The 13,012-nt window shown below is 58.9% G+C and carries 17 protein-coding genes, 1 tRNA gene and 1 pseudogene; 11 read left to right on the forward strand and 8 right to left on the reverse strand.

Going from position 1 to position 13,012, the window contains the following annotated elements; genetic code table 11:
- Position 1: 1 nt before the first annotated feature.
- The 7 genes and pseudogenes from AC0J41_RS11295 to AC0J41_RS11325 all read left to right on the forward strand — a co-directional run bounded on the left by AC0J41_RS11295 (position 2) and on the right by AC0J41_RS11325 (position 3,731).
- Entirely contained in the window at positions 2-307 is a 306-nt protein-coding gene (locus tag AC0J41_RS11295; RefSeq protein ID WP_473015987.1) for a hypothetical protein, read from the forward strand.
- Positions 307-993 (forward strand): hypothetical protein, encoded by a 687-nt coding sequence (locus tag AC0J41_RS11300; RefSeq protein ID WP_473015592.1) that lies wholly within the window; start codon positions 307-309, stop codon positions 991-993. Before AC0J41_RS11295 ends, AC0J41_RS11300 begins: the two co-directional genes overlap by 1 nt.
- Before the next feature lie 21 nt (positions 994-1,014).
- Positions 1,015-1,314, forward strand: a pseudogene (locus tag AC0J41_RS11305) (tail fiber domain-containing protein); the annotation flags it as partial.
- Positions 1,315-1,847: 533 nt separating this feature from the next.
- The gene (locus AC0J41_RS11310) at positions 1,848-2,336 is read left to right on the forward strand and encodes a tail fiber assembly protein (protein WP_473015593.1); all 489 of its coding nucleotides are present in this window, start codon (positions 1,848-1,850) and stop codon (positions 2,334-2,336) included.
- Between the two features lie 56 nt (positions 2,337-2,392).
- The gene (locus tag AC0J41_RS11315) at positions 2,393-2,815 is read left to right on the forward strand and encodes a cell wall hydrolase (protein WP_473015988.1); all 423 of its coding nucleotides are present in this window, start codon (positions 2,393-2,395) and stop codon (positions 2,813-2,815) included.
- Positions 2,815-3,321: a lysis system i-spanin subunit Rz gene (locus AC0J41_RS11320; RefSeq protein WP_473015989.1), complete on the forward strand. Its 507-nt coding sequence runs from the start codon at positions 2,815-2,817 to the stop codon at positions 3,319-3,321. Before AC0J41_RS11315 ends, AC0J41_RS11320 begins: the two co-directional genes overlap by 1 nt.
- Before the next feature lie 179 nt (positions 3,322-3,500).
- Positions 3,501-3,731 (forward strand): hypothetical protein, encoded by a 231-nt coding sequence (locus tag AC0J41_RS11325; RefSeq protein WP_025112107.1) that lies wholly within the window; start codon positions 3,501-3,503, stop codon positions 3,729-3,731.
- Here AC0J41_RS11325 and AC0J41_RS11330 read toward each other — a convergent pair whose 3' ends face one another.
- The 4 genes from AC0J41_RS11330 to AC0J41_RS11345 all read right to left on the reverse strand — a co-directional run bounded on the left by AC0J41_RS11330 (position 3,732) and on the right by AC0J41_RS11345 (position 5,374).
- On the reverse strand, positions 3,732-4,412 hold the full coding sequence (locus AC0J41_RS11330) for an SOS response-associated peptidase family protein (RefSeq protein WP_473015594.1): 681 nt from the start codon (positions 4,410-4,412) through the stop codon (positions 3,732-3,734).
- A 135-nt stretch (positions 4,413-4,547) separates the two neighbouring features.
- Positions 4,548-4,790: a hypothetical protein gene (locus AC0J41_RS11335; protein WP_473015595.1), complete on the reverse strand. Its 243-nt coding sequence runs from the start codon at positions 4,788-4,790 to the stop codon at positions 4,548-4,550.
- Between the two features lie 78 nt (positions 4,791-4,868).
- On the reverse strand, positions 4,869-5,078 hold the full coding sequence (locus tag AC0J41_RS11340) for a hypothetical protein (protein ID WP_025110061.1): 210 nt from the start codon (positions 5,076-5,078) through the stop codon (positions 4,869-4,871).
- A 208-nt stretch (positions 5,079-5,286) separates the two neighbouring features.
- Positions 5,287-5,374, reverse strand: a tRNA-Ser gene (locus tag AC0J41_RS11345).
- A 122-nt stretch (positions 5,375-5,496) separates the two neighbouring features.
- Here AC0J41_RS11345 and AC0J41_RS11350 point away from each other — a divergent pair.
- Positions 5,497-6,168 carry a Bax inhibitor-1/YccA family protein gene (locus AC0J41_RS11350; RefSeq protein WP_025110060.1) on the forward strand — a complete coding sequence of 224 codons (672 nt, stop codon included), beginning with the start codon at positions 5,497-5,499 and terminating at the stop codon, positions 6,166-6,168.
- 72 nt (positions 6,169-6,240) lie between these two features.
- On the opposite strand, the gene AC0J41_RS11355 is transcribed toward AC0J41_RS11350, so the two are convergent.
- Together AC0J41_RS11355 and AC0J41_RS11360 are read right to left on the reverse strand one after the other, a co-directional pair.
- A complete protein-coding gene (locus AC0J41_RS11355) occupies positions 6,241-6,567 on the reverse strand; it encodes a YceK/YidQ family lipoprotein (protein ID WP_025110059.1) in 327 nt (108 codons plus the stop codon).
- A 58-nt stretch (positions 6,568-6,625) separates the two neighbouring features.
- Positions 6,626-7,063 carry an Lrp/AsnC family transcriptional regulator gene (locus tag AC0J41_RS11360; RefSeq protein ID WP_007915449.1) on the reverse strand — a complete coding sequence of 146 codons (438 nt, stop codon included), beginning with the start codon at positions 7,061-7,063 and terminating at the stop codon, positions 6,626-6,628.
- Between the two features lie 150 nt (positions 7,064-7,213).
- On the opposite strand from AC0J41_RS11360, the gene AC0J41_RS11365 reads away from it, so the two are divergent.
- The gene (locus AC0J41_RS11365; protein ID WP_473015597.1) at positions 7,214-8,107 is read left to right on the forward strand and encodes a DMT family transporter; all 894 of its coding nucleotides are present in this window, start codon (positions 7,214-7,216) and stop codon (positions 8,105-8,107) included.
- Between the two features lie 3 nt (positions 8,108-8,110).
- Here AC0J41_RS11365 and AC0J41_RS11370 read toward each other — a convergent pair whose 3' ends face one another.
- Positions 8,111-9,151 carry an FUSC family protein gene (locus tag AC0J41_RS11370; protein WP_473015990.1) on the reverse strand — a complete coding sequence of 347 codons (1,041 nt, stop codon included), beginning with the start codon at positions 9,149-9,151 and terminating at the stop codon, positions 8,111-8,113.
- A gap of 46 nt (positions 9,152-9,197) precedes the next feature.
- Positions 9,198-10,823, reverse strand: a complete 1,626-nt coding sequence (locus AC0J41_RS11375; RefSeq protein WP_025110056.1) for an NADP-dependent glyceraldehyde-3-phosphate dehydrogenase — start codon at positions 10,821-10,823, stop codon at positions 9,198-9,200.
- Positions 10,824-11,222: 399 nt separating this feature from the next.
- Between AC0J41_RS11375 and AC0J41_RS11380 the strand changes: the two genes are divergently transcribed.
- Both AC0J41_RS11380 and AC0J41_RS11385 read left to right on the forward strand, forming a co-directional pair.
- On the forward strand, positions 11,223-11,576 hold the full coding sequence (locus AC0J41_RS11380; RefSeq protein ID WP_025110055.1) for a c-type cytochrome: 354 nt from the start codon (positions 11,223-11,225) through the stop codon (positions 11,574-11,576).
- Between the two features lie 76 nt (positions 11,577-11,652).
- Positions 11,653-12,981 (forward strand): D-arabinono-1,4-lactone oxidase, encoded by a 1,329-nt coding sequence (locus AC0J41_RS11385; RefSeq protein WP_473015991.1) that lies wholly within the window; start codon positions 11,653-11,655, stop codon positions 12,979-12,981.
- Positions 12,982-13,012: the final 31 nt, after the last annotated feature.

The following is a 13,012-nucleotide window of genomic DNA, read 5'->3' on the forward strand; positions in this document are numbered from 1 at the left end:
GATGCGAATCTGGGGCGCCGATGGGGAGCTCCAGCTTGATGAAAACTCGTTCACGCTCAGGCTCGTCTTGTCTACTTTGGTGACTTTCAATTCCGTAAAAGGGATACAGGACTTTTTGGTACCCGGTTGTAATCCGAGCAACTCTATTGCATTTGTTCTGCCTGCGGGACCTGTAACTTCCGGACAGCGTCAGTTTGAGACGGAAATGTTGGATGGGGTTGCCAGAGTCTATAATTACACGCGCACATTCGACGCCAGCTACACCGCTAGTGGAACGATGCGTCTTTTTGTATCAAGGTTTCGATGATGGATTATGGACTAAGTTTTTCTAATAATGATGGTGTTGTTATTCTTGATTCAGAGTATGCAAGGCTTTGCGTTATTTATAGCGGGCGTTATGCTCCGAACTTTGGTCCCGGAAATTTTGGAGCGCTAGTCACATTTCCTGCACCGATAACAACTCAGGAGCCTCCTTTAATATTTATTAGGCCGGATACTGTCAACGGTATACTGAAAATGGGGGTGGCCGCGTCTGTTCAGGGTACTCCAGGCAATTGGACGGGATTTCTAACCGGGATGTACGATCAGGTGGGGTTCTACCCTCACGGCAGATATATCGTGGCTTCCTTCAGCGCTCAACCTGTAGCCGATTACGGCCTAAGATTGTTTTCGGCGTCAGGTGAAGTCATATTCGACTCTGGCACGCCAAATGTCCTTTTTACCCGAGCATTTCAGAACTGGACTTATGTTACAACCAGCCGAAAGCCGCAGGGTGAGTATGTGAATTACTATACTGTGAAATTCGAGTTTCCTGAGAATGAATATATTCTAGGTAATTCATTCAATATGCGTATGACCAATGATGATGGTATCGGGCGGTCTCTTTATACGTGGTGGGATTTTCCCAATAAAATTTTATATGCAGTGACTATTGGTTTCTCCAATCCTTACGCCTTTTGGCTTCCCGCGCTGTTTGCGAAAATCGCTGCCTAATATCATCCTTAGGAAAAGAATATGCCCTGGTATAAATCGGGAACGGTCTCTGTCACCCAAAATTCCAACGCGGTGATCGGTGCCGGCACTGCCTTTATTTCCAATGGCCGAGTCGGCGATGCGTTTCGCGGCCCGGACGGTGGTTGGTATGAGGTCACCAACATTGCCAGCGATACAGCGCTGTCCATTTCACCGCCTTACAAGGGCGCGACCGCTGCCGGTGGCAGTTACGCGCTCGCACCGATGCAAGGCTACGTGAAGGACTCGGCGGATGCGCTCAGGGCGCTGGTGAACAACTTCGGCGATCTGATTGCGTCCATTCCCAACAAGCAGCCTCTCTCCGGAAAATTGACCGATCTGGCTGGCGCCTCCTCGGTTGCGAACCTCGTCGTGCTGGCAAACGCGGGGTACGCCCCGGTGCAGATGGGCACCGGTCCCGGCCAGACTGGTAATCAGGTGAAGATTGGCTGGACCACGGGAGGCTTCCTGCGGGCGGCGGTCGATTCAACGGATCTTGGCCAGCTCTACACGGAGTACACCGTGGGAACAACGCCGTGGATTCCTGCCACCTTGCAGAATGGCTGGTCGGTAGTAGCTGGTTACCGGGCGGTCTACAGGATTGTGCTGGGGCACATTGAGTGCCAGTTCTACATCAGCGGCGGCACCACCGCCAACGGCACGCTTCTTTGGACCATGCCAGTCGGTTACAGGCCGGCAGCGCCCGTGGTGGTGCCGGTCAGATCGATTCCTGTGAGTGGCCAGGCTTCGCCGAGCATCTTTTTGGCGGCGGACGGGAGCGTCACTACCAGCAATATTGCCGGTTCAATTGCCGGCAGCTTTTGGATTCCTCTCTCATGATCAAAATCAATAAGCTTGACGCTGCCGGCTTCTATATCGGCGATGTGATCGTCGGCACAACCTCGATTTATCTCGTCGACACACCGGAAGTTGAGATCGTCGATGGCGAGTCCGTCGCAGTTATTCGCCGCAAAACGGTGCTGCCAGAGCACTGGACACGGACGCTCGTCGGAGATGGCTTTTTTAAGGCCCAGTATCAAGGCGCGTCACGGGACAGCAATGGCGAGTGGTCCGCTGGCGACTGGGTAGAAACAGGGGCGCCGCCCTTGATCACTGCCGAGCGCCAGTACCAGATGCGGGCTGAGCTCAGAAGCGTAGCGCTGGCCGCCATCGCACCGCTGCAATACGCCGTCGATCTGGACATCGCCGAAGAGGCCGAAGCCGCTCAGCTGAATGAGTGGAAAAAGTACATGGTCGACCTCAACCGCATTGATAAGCAGCCCGGCTGGCCTACCGAGGTGACTTGGCCAAGTCCGCCTGCCTGACCTGGCTGTCCACCAACACCGCCCGCGAGGCGGTTTTTTATTGCTTGGAGAAAGTGATGACTGCAACCGAGAAAGACCGCGACGTCCTGGCACGTACGCTGTGGGGAGAGGCGCGCGGCGAAGGCACGGCCGGTCAGATCGCCGCGGCCTGGGCGATCCGCAATCGCGTGTTCGATGGAAAGACCAATTCGTGGTGGGGCGAGGGCTACGCCGGCGTGTGCCAAAAGCCGTACCAGTTCAGTTGCTGGAACAAGACCGACCCGAACTATCAGTTCCTGATCGGCGTAAAGGAGATCCCGTTCCGCGAACTGGCGCAATGCCGGATCGCCGCTGACAAGGTCATCGATGGCGCGGTACCGGATCCCACTGGTGGCGCCACGCACTACTACGCGGCCAGCATCAAGGCGCCGGCTTGGGCGGCGAAGGCAAAGCAGACCCTGAAATTGGGCGGGCACGTCTTCTTCAAGGATGTGCCGTGATGGTCGTTCCTTGGAAGATGGTCTGCGCGGTTGTGCTGGTGCTGCTCGGTGCCGGCAGCGCCTGGCAGTTTCAGGACTGGCGCTACGGCCGCCAACTGGCCGAGCAGGCGCGGCAGCACGCCGAAACCCTCAATGAACTGACCCAAGCCGCAACCACCGCGCAGCAGGTCGAGCAGGGCAAGCGTCTCGCGCTCGAGCAGCGGCTGGCGGCCAGTGAGCAAACCCACTTCAGGAAAATGACCGATGCCCAACGTGACCAAGATCGCCTGCGCGATCGCCTTGCCACTTCTGATTTGCGGCTGTCAGTCCTCCTCGACGCAACCGACACTGCCAAAGGCTGTGGTATGCCAGCCACTGCCGGCGCCGGCGGCGTGGATCATGCAGCCGTACGAGCCCGACTTGACCCGGCGCATGCTCAACGAATTATCGCCATCACCGACACCGGCGATCGCGGACTGATCGCGCTGCAGGCCTGCCAAGACTATGTACGGGAGTTGCAGCGCTAATGGCACCGAGCCATTCTTGCGAGACAATCAGTCGTGAACCATCATTCTTGTTTGAATGTTGATGTGATCTGCATGGATAAGCGACTGGCTGGACTCTCTTTTTTGATAACGCTCACCTGGGTCACGGTCGTGGTTGCGGTTATGTATTGGATGTCACGCTGAAGTTAAAGGTGGCGAATGTGGAAGGCGTAGTGCTGAGCGAAAAAATGCAGCGGGAAGCGGATCGACTGCTGGCGCAAATTGTCCGGGCCGACTCGATGATCATCGCTGTGAAGGCAGGAGCACGGGCGGATGGCTTCGTGCTTGGACTGGAAACCGGTGGTGCTTTGCGTGCCGACGATGCTGAAAAGCTGTACACCATTTTTGAAGCCGCGCTGGTGGAGCGTCTTAAAACTCTGTCGAAGCGCTGATCAATCGACCGGTTTGATCAGCTCCGGGCCTTGGTTGCGGACGTTCCCCACGGCCCGGTCAACCTTGAACCATTCGAACGTCTCTGTCGGCTCGCCTTGGTGCAGCACCATCTGTTCGGCGCGTTCTTTCGGGGTGGCCGGGTCCAACCATTCCCGGGCAAGCTCGGGCGTTAGCACCACGGGCCGGCGATCGTGAATATCGACCATGCCGCCGGCGCTGTCCGCGGTGATGATCACAAAGCCGTCATGCTCGCTTGACGCGTGCTCCCCGTTCGGGTATTGGCCGATGGCGGCGCAGAGAATTGGCGTCTGGTCCCGATGCCTGATCAAGTAGGGCTGCTTTTTCGATCCTCCTTCGTCGACCCACTCGAACCAGTTGTTGATCGCAATGATCGCCCGGTGCGGCCAGATCGCGCGGAAGAACGGGCCATGGGCGACTTTCTCGACCCTGGCATTGATCGGTGCGGCGCGATCCTTGGCCCAGTGTGGTCGCCATCCCCACCGGACCATGTCGGCGTGCAGAAACTGGCCGTCCTGGTGGAAGAGTGCAAGTTGAGTGGTTGGCGCGGCGTTGTACCGCTCGATGGGTTGCTCTCCTGTCGAATTGACCAAGGCGTTCGGCATGCTCAGCGCCGCCACGAAGTCGTGAATGCCGCTGTACTGGGAGAGTCGTCCGCACATCGACTGATTCCTCAAAGTGAACCCTGAGCCTAGCCCTCAGCTGTTCCTCTCGCGAGCTTCCCTCAGTAGGCGCTGATTCTCAAGGAAGAGGTGGTCACGCTGATCGGACACAACCTGTCCGAGTAGCTCTCCTCGTTAGCTTTGGAGTCGCGCAGCATCAGCGGAGGATTTCTTAAGTACGGCTTCTGCTTTGGCTTTGCCAGCAGACAATTCATCGTTCATCTCGACCAGCTTGAATATTCGCTCTCTGGCTTGGCGCAGTTGCAGGTTCAGTTCCTCGAACTCATTTTCGTAAAGGGCGAGCTGCTGCCGGCAAGTTTCGAGCGGTGTCGGGCAGCCGAGCCAGTCGTCGGTGTTTTCGATATCGGATGGTTCCACGAAGGCGCCTTGCTTTGTACTGTTTGGATATACAGTAATTGAGCCGCGGTGCCCGGGCGAGCGGTAGGCGACGAGCTGTCAGTCGGGCGCCATCAAAACCGCCAAGGTCATTTTGATGAACTCCTCGTTCTTATCGATCGTCCAGAGTGCGCCGCGGACGTTCTCGGCTACGTCGGCCGATCCGCGTTGCTCGACCCAGTTGGACAGTTCCATGATGGCGGCTTCGAGGGCGAGCTGGTTTTCGTTGATCTTGAAGAGTAGGGAAGGGAGCAGGTCGGAATTTGGCATAGGCGTTCCTCCGTGAAAGAGCCCAGCGTAGCACCATGTTACATGAAGAGTATTTAACGATCTGCAGGACGCCGGGGAAAGGGGGGAAACCGCTTGAGTTATGGAACGCGTCCACAAAAGTTATGGAACACATTCTGAAAAGCGGAAATTTTCGTGAGCCCCAGAAACGACAAAGCCCTGAATAATCAGGGCTTTGTCGTATCAAATATGGCGGAGGCGATGGGATTCGAACTCATGGACCTGTTACAGTCGACGGTTTTCAAGACCGTTGCCTTAAACCACTCGGCCACACCTCCGTTGCGTTGCGGGCGCCATAATACCTGAATGAAACACACTGTCAAACTCTGTGCATGGCTTGTTACAGAGCGTCTGTTATGATCTTTGCGACTGAACGTTTCAAACCAACAGGAGTGTCGCCATGCGCGAACAGGATTACGCAGTTCACAACAGCGTGCAGGCTGAGCAGCTAGAGGTTAGCCGCGTCCTGCGCAACACATACGGCTTGCTGGCGCTCACCCTCGCTTTCAGCGGTGTGATGGCTTTCGTGGCCCAGCAGATGCGTGTCGGCTACCCGAACATTTTCGTGGTGCTGATCGGCTTCTACGGGCTGTTCTTCCTCACCAACAAACTCCGTGATTCGGCCTGGGGCCTGGTGTCTGCATTTGCGCTGACCGGTTTCATGGGTTTCCTGCTCGGCCCGATCCTCAACCGTTACCTGGGCATGCAGGGCGGCGCTGAAGTGGTCAGCTCCGCATTCGCGATGACCGCGCTGGTGTTCGGCGGTTTGTCGGCCTACGTGCTGATCACCCGCAAGGACATGAGCTTCCTCGGTGGCTTCATCACCGCCGGTTTCTTCGTCCTGCTGGGTGCGACGCTGGCGAGCATGTTCTTCCAGATCAGTGGTCTGCAACTGGCGATCAGCGCAGGTTTCGTGCTGTTCTCCTCGGTGTGCATCCTGTTCCAGACCAGCGCCATCATCCAGGGCGGCGAGCGTAACTACATCATGGCGACCATCAGCCTGTATGTATCGATCTACAACCTGTTCATCAGCTTGTTGCAGATCTTCGGCATCATGAGCCGCGACGATTGATCGCTGCTGCTGAATCAACAAGAAACCCGCCTAGGCGGGTTTTTTGTTGTCTGCGAAAAAGTACAAGTGAGATCAATTGATCACGATGCTGCCATCGACCTGCTGTTTGTAGATGGTGTAGGGCAGGAGCAAGGTGTCGAGTACACCGGACGCTGCAGCATCGATCAGCACGCCGGGATTGGCATTCTTGTAGTCGAATGCATCAACGCCATCCTTCAGCTCTGCGTTCATCAGACAGAAATCATACGTCACGCCACTGTAGATCCGTGGGACGGCGCCACAGTAGGTTTTCTCTTTCCTGAGTCGCTCTGCCGTCTTGTGATCACTGCTCACAACCGTCTGCACCGTCCCGCAGCCGGTAAGCACCATTGCCGCCAGCATCACTGCCTGAATTTTCATCACCGCCAGTCCTTCGCCGGAAAAACCTTAATCTACGCCAAACAGGCGCGAAACACACTCATGCCATTGGCGGTAACCGGCGTTTGACCGGAGTTTTCTTGACGATCGCGGTGTTGGTTTCGGCCAGCGTATTGAGCCGGTCGAGCAGGGTGTCCAGTTGTTCCATCGAGCGCACGTGCAGACGGGCGATGAAGCAGTCTTCGCCCGTGACCTTGTCGCACTCGGTGAACTCCGGGATCGACAGGATCTGCCGCTCCACTTCCTGCAATTGCCCAGGCAGCGGTCGTACCCGGACGATGGCCTGCAATTGATAACCGAAGCATTTGGGATCGATCTCGACGGTGTAGCCCTTGAGCACGCCACGTTCCTCCAATCGGCGCAGGCGTTCGGCCACGCTTGGCGACGACAGGCCGCTGATCTGCGCCAACGCCTTGAGCGAGCGGCGCGAGTCTTCCATCAAGGCGCTGATGAGGATCTGGTCGATGTCGTCGGTCATAAGGCAACTCCGCAATCAGGCATTTGAAGGAAACCACCCGCGATAAAAAAGGCAGAAACCGAGTTTAGCCTGCTTTTTGCGCTGGAGAGGCGCGGTGTCGGCTTGGCATACTTTTGCCACGCTTTCGTCAAATGCCAAGGGAGATCGATGATGGACAACACAATCCGGCGCGGCTCGTTCGAAATGACCGCTGCCATGCTGATTTCCGGAACCATCGGCTGGTTCGTGCTGGTGTCCGGGCAACCGGTGCTGGACGTGGTGTTCTGGCGCTGCGTATTCGGCTCCGGCACCTTGCTGCTGATCTGCGCCGCGTTCGGCTTCTTGCGTCCAGGCATCCTGACCCGTAGCACGTTCCTGTTGGCGGTGTTCAGCGGCGTTGCGATTGTCGGCAACTGGGTGTTGTTGTTCGGCTCGTATTCGCGGGCCTCGATTGCCATCGGCACGGCGGTCTACAACGTGCAGCCGTTCATGCTGGTGGGCCTGGCCGCGCTGTTCCTCGGCGAAAAAATCACCGCGCAGAAACTGTTCTGGCTGGCGATTTCCTTTCTCGGCATGTTGGCGATCGTCAGCGCCCATGGCGGGCAGGGTGAGAGCGGTGGCGACTATCTGCTGGGGATTGCGCTGGCGCTGGGGGCGGCGCTGCTCTACGCGATAGCGGCGCTGATCATCAAGCGTCTGACGGGCACGCCGCCGCATCTGATCGCGCTGATTCAGGTCTGCACCGGGGTGCTGCTGCTCGCGCCGTTCGCGCATTTCAACGGCCTGCCGCAAACCACTGGCGCGTGGGCCAGCCTGGTGACGTTGGGCATCGTCCACACCGGCCTGATGTATGTGCTGCTGTACGGCGCAATCCAGAAACTGCCGACGGCCCTGACCGGTGCGCTGTCCTTCATCTACCCGATAGCGGCGATTTTCGTCGACTGGTTCGCCTTCGGCCATCGCCTGCAGCCTCTGCAATGGCTCGGTGTGGCGGCGATTCTGCTGGCCGCCGCCGGCATGCAGCAGGGCTGGGGCCTGAAGCGTCGCCCGCTGGTTACCCAGTAGCGTTCAGATATTCCAGCGCGGCGCGGTTTTGGCCAGACGCTGGCGCAGTTCACCGATGTTGGCCGCCAGTTGTCGGGTCAGCAAACGGTAACCGTCCAACGCGCTGTAGACCGGCGTGTCGAGGCTGGCGTCGGGCAGTTCAAGCGGGCGCTCCAGACGTTGCGCCGCACCGGATTTCAAGGCGCGCGCCATGCCGATCAGTTGCACCCGGATCAAGCGGTGCTCGGCCCGCAGCGCCGATTGCAGATGGGCCATGGCGTCGGGATCGTTGGCATCCGGTCGGGTGTTGCCGAGGATTTCCAGGGTGCTGACGCACATGCGCAGGTTGCGTTGAATCGCATCCAGTTCGGTCATGGAAATCTTCACTTCCTTGGACACCGAAGGCATCAGCGAACGCAGTTGCACCATGACCGAGGTCACCCGGCCCATCAGCTTCAGGTGGTCATCGGCGCTGACCGGTTGGCCACTGATGATTCGCCCGTACAACGTGGCGCAGTCGCGCAAGGCATCGGCCAGGTTGTAGCGCCACGAATACACCGCGTACAGCGGCAGGGCGAAGGAAAACGCCAGGGCCAGGGCAATACCGATCAGGATATCGACCCCGCGCCACAAGCCGTCGGTAATCGGGTTGTCGCCATGCCCGGCGACAATGAATACGGTGATTGCCGAGAGCAGGGCGGTGTAACCGCCCTTGCCAATCGCGTGATAGGAGAAAAACCCGCACACCACTGCCATGGCAAAGTACGTCAGCCACGGCAGGCCCAGCCATGCCTGTTGCGCCACCAGCACCAGACCGACGCCGGCACCGATCAGCGTGCCGATGGCGCGTTCGGCGGCTTTCTTGCCGATGTTGCCGTGGTGTTGCAAGCCGCCGATCACCACCAGCATGGTCACCGAGGCCCACTCGCCGTGGGGCAGGTTGATGCCGGTGGTCAGCAGGATGGTCGCCAGCAATCCCAGTGCCACCCGCACCGCATGGATCAGTCGGGCGTGCTGGTAACGGCGATACGGGTCCAGCAACGGACGCAGGATTCGCCGCAACAGCGGTGGCAGTCGGTGGGTGCTGAATGTACTCAGTGCGATGTCCTCGTCAGAAAATGTAGTCGGTGGTCAGAAAGCTTGAATCGCGGCCGCGAATAATCTCGCTGATCAGATCCTTGTTGCTGTCCTGGAACTTGGTCGCCACCAGCGTGCGGATCGAAAACACCCGCAAGGCATCGTGTACCGACAACGTGCCCTCGGCGGAGTTCTTGCGCCCGTTGAACGGGTAAGTGTCCGGCCCGCGCTGGCACTGGGCGTTGAGGTTGATCCGCCCGACCTGGTTGGCGAACGTATCAACCAGTCGACCGATCGCCACCGGGTTGGTGCCGAACAGGCTCAACTGCTGACCGAAATCCGATTCCAGCACGTAATCGATCACCGTATCGAGATGACGGTACGGCACGATCGGCACCACCGGACCGAACTGCTCCTCGTTGTACACGCGCATCTGTGGCGTCACCGGGTAGAGCACGGCCGGGTAAAAGAACGACTCCCGGCTCTCGCCGCCATTCGGGTTGACCACTTTTGCGCCTTTGCTCTGCGCGTCGGCCACCAGACCGTGCAGGTAATCGACCTTGCCCGATTCCGGCAGCGGCGTCAGTGACACACCACTGTCCCACGGCATGCCCGGTTTCAGCGTGGCCAGTTTGGCGTTGAATTTCTCGATAAAGCTGTCGACCACATCTTCATGCACGAAGAGGATTTTCAGTGCCGTGCAGCGCTGGCCGTTGAACGACAGCGAACCGGTCACCGCTTCATTGACCGCATTGTCCAGATCGACTTCCGGCAGCACGATCCCGGGGTTCTTCGCGTCCAGGCCCAGTGCCGCGCGCAGACGGTGCGGTTTGGGGTGCAGTTTCTTCAGGTCGCTGGCGGCCTTGTTGGTGCCGATGAAGGCGAAGATGTCGATCTTGCCGCTGGCCATCAGCGCACTGACGGTCTCGCGGCCGCTGCCGTAGATCACGTTGATCACACCGGTGGGGAAGCTGTCACGGAATGCTTCGAGCAGCGGACGGATCAGTAGCACGCCAAGCTTGGCCGGCTTGAACACCACGGTGTTGCCCATGATCAGTGCCGGAATCAGCGTGGTGAAGGTTTCGTTCAACGGATAGTTGTACGGCCCCATGCACAGCGCCACGCCGAGCGGTACGCGGCGGATCTGGCCGAGGGTGTCCTGTTCCAGTTCGAATCGGCTGGAGCGGCGGTCGAGTTCTTTCAGGGCATTGATGGTGTCGACGATGTAGTCGCAGGTGCGGTCGAACTCTTTTTCCGAGTCCTTGAGGTTCTTGCCAATCTCCCACATCAGCAGCTTCACCACTGCATCGCGCTGTTGGCGCATGCGCCCCAGGAAAGCTTCGACGTGCTGGATACGTTCGGCCACGCGCATGGTCGGCCACAGGCCCTGACCACGGTCGTATGCCCGTACAGCGGCGTCGAGAGCGGTGAGGGCGGTGTCGGCGTCGAGCAGCGGCGTGCTGCCCAGAATCACTTGTTCGTCGCCATTTTCGCCATGCAGATAGACCGGGCTGCGCACTTGGGCGAGCGGGCCGTCCCAGCGCCGCAGTTGGCCATCAACTAAGTATTCGCGTTGCTCGACCTGACCGTCGAGACGGTATTTTTCCGGGATGTCGCTGACAGAAGGGAACAGATTGCCAAGGATGTTTGCTGTGGTCATGTCGCTACCCCGTGTTGATGTCCGCATACCAATCAAAAAGTCTTTACAGGTTATACGCCTGAATACGCCGAAATTTAAACCCGCCAATGTCACGCGAATGTCACGCAAGGCGCAGAACAGAGCTCTAAGAGGCACGCGACATCTATCGTGGGCGTGGCGGTGTGCTCGCGAGTGCGCTGGGTCATTCAATGCAGTTGTTGACTGGAAGCCTCTTCGCGAGCAAGCCCGCTCCCACAGTGTCAATCGCGGTGAACACACGTTTTGCGTGCGCCACCGATCCAGTGTGCGAGCGGCTGGCCCACGAAGCCCCCTTCGTTGTCCTGCAATGCCCTCAACCCGCTGACGTCGCTGCCTTAAGGTGTGATCACAACAATAAGCGGCACTCACGCGAGGATTGTTATGCGGGCCATCCGACTCTCTTTATTGCTGGCACTGGCCATGGTGCTGCCCGGTTGCGGCGAGGAGCCCAAACCCCCGGCCACCCACAACACTGCCATTCCCCAGGACCCGGCGCTGGCGCAGATCTACACCAACAGCTGCCAGCTGTGCCACGCCAACCCAGCGGCCAACGCGCCGCTCACCGGTGATCGCAAAGCCTGGGCGCCACGCATTCAGCAAGGTGTCGACACGCTGCTTGACCATGCGATAAATGGCTACAACGGCATGCCGCCGATGGGCCAGTGCGTCGAGTGCACCGAAGAACAATTCCTGCAACTGATCGGCTTCATGGCCGACCAGCCCCTCCCACAATAAGGGCGCGCGCATGACCATGGACCTGACCCGGCGTCAGTTGTTGCAACGGGCAAGTATCGTCGGTGCGTTCAGTGCGCTGGCGGCCAACCCCGCACTGGGGCAGTTGATGCGCGCCCCGCGATTGATCCCCTGGCGTAACTGGTCGGGCGGGCAGAGTTGCCTGCCGGCAGCGCGGCTGGCACCGAAAAATCTCGATGAATTGACCTCGGCGATTCGTCAGGCTCAGGGCAAGATCCGTCCGGTCGGCTCGGCGCATTCGTTCAGTGCGCTGGTACCCACCGACGGTACGCTGTTGTCGCTGAGTTACTTCACCGGCCTGCTGGATCACGACCCGAAAACCCTGCAGGCCGAATTTGCCGCGGGTACGCCGATGTCGCGCATGGGCCTGCCGTTGAAGGACATCGGGCAGGCATTGCAGAACATGGCCGACATCGATTATCAGACCCTCGCCGGGGCGATTGCCACTTCGACCCATGGCACCGGCAAAACCTTTCAGTCGTACTCGGCGCATGTCTGCGGCATGCAGTTGGTGACGGCCAGTGGCGACGTGCTGGACTGCGACAGCCAACGCCATCCTGAGGTGTTCAATGCTGCGCGGGTGTCGCTTGGCGCATTGGGTGTGGCGACGAAAATCCGCCTGCAAAACCGTCCGGCCTATCGCCTGCGCGAACGTCAGTGGATCGCCAAGACCGAAGAATTGCTGGAAGACCTCGACAAGAACACCCGCGAGAACCAGCACTGGGAAATGCTGGTGGTCACCCATTCCGACTACGCGTTGTCCATCGCCCTCAACGAAACCAGCGACCCGGCCACGCCGCCGATTCCGCCTGAAGAGGAGGGTGGTAACGAGTTCGTGACCCTGATCGAGAAGATCGACAAGTACGGCAGCGACTTCCCCGACCTGCGTCGCACGCTGCTCAACAGTCTGCGCCATCTGGCGAGTTTCGATGATCGGGTGGGCGACTCGTTCGACATCTACGCCAACGTGCGCACCGTGCGTTTCAACGAGATGGAATACTCGGTGCCTGCTGAGCACGGCCCGGCCTGCCTGCGTGAAATCCTCAAGCTGATCCAGGACAAGGACCTGCGCACCTGGTTTCCCATCGAGTACCGCTACGTCAAGGCCGACGACATTGCGCTGAGCATGTTCGAGGGCCGCGACAGCTGTTCGATCTCGGTGCACCAGCATTACCAGATGGATCATCACAACTTCTTTGCGGCGGTCGAGCCGATCTTCTGGAAGTACAACGGCCGCCCGCACTGGGGCAAGTTGCATACGCTCAATGCGCGAACCTTGCAGCCGTTGTACCCGCGCTGGCGCGAGTTCGTCGAGGTGCGTCAGGCGCTTGATCCGAGCGGAAGGTTTCTCAACGCACATCTGTCGTCGATTCTGGGGGTGAGCTGATGGCGGTCAACCGACGCAATTTTCTGCTCGG

The organism is Pseudomonas sp. Arb-4-2C, assembly GCF_055755015.1.

Coding starts and splice junctions, on each gene's coding strand:
- AC0J41_RS11295 (WP_473015987.1), top strand. CDS start 2: ATGCGAATCTGGGGCGCCGATGGGGAGCTCCAGCTTGATGAAAACTCG.
- AC0J41_RS11300 (WP_473015592.1), top strand. CDS start 307: ATGGATTATGGACTAAGTTTTTCTAATAATGATGGTGTTGTTATTCTT.
- AC0J41_RS11310 (WP_473015593.1), top strand. CDS start 1,848: ATGATCAAAATCAATAAGCTTGACGCTGCCGGCTTCTATATCGGCGAT.
- AC0J41_RS11315 (WP_473015988.1), top strand. CDS start 2,393: ATGACTGCAACCGAGAAAGACCGCGACGTCCTGGCACGTACGCTGTGG.
- AC0J41_RS11320 (WP_473015989.1), top strand. CDS start 2,815: ATGGTCGTTCCTTGGAAGATGGTCTGCGCGGTTGTGCTGGTGCTGCTC.
- AC0J41_RS11330 (WP_473015594.1), bottom strand. CDS start 4,412: ATGTGCGGACGACTCTCCCAGTACAGCGGCATTCACGACTTCGTGGCG.
- AC0J41_RS11340 (WP_025110061.1), bottom strand. CDS start 5,078: ATGCCAAATTCCGACCTGCTCCCTTCCCTACTCTTCAAGATCAACGAA.
- AC0J41_RS11350 (WP_025110060.1), top strand. CDS start 5,497: ATGCGCGAACAGGATTACGCAGTTCACAACAGCGTGCAGGCTGAGCAG.
- AC0J41_RS11355 (WP_025110059.1), bottom strand. CDS start 6,567: ATGAAAATTCAGGCAGTGATGCTGGCGGCAATGGTGCTTACCGGCTGC.
- AC0J41_RS11360 (WP_007915449.1), bottom strand. CDS start 7,063: ATGACCGACGACATCGACCAGATCCTCATCAGCGCCTTGATGGAAGAC.
- AC0J41_RS11365 (WP_473015597.1), top strand. CDS start 7,214: ATGGACAACACAATCCGGCGCGGCTCGTTCGAAATGACCGCTGCCATG.
- AC0J41_RS11375 (WP_025110056.1), bottom strand. CDS start 10,823: ATGACCACAGCAAACATCCTTGGCAATCTGTTCCCTTCTGTCAGCGAC.
- AC0J41_RS11380 (WP_025110055.1), top strand. CDS start 11,223: ATGCGGGCCATCCGACTCTCTTTATTGCTGGCACTGGCCATGGTGCTG.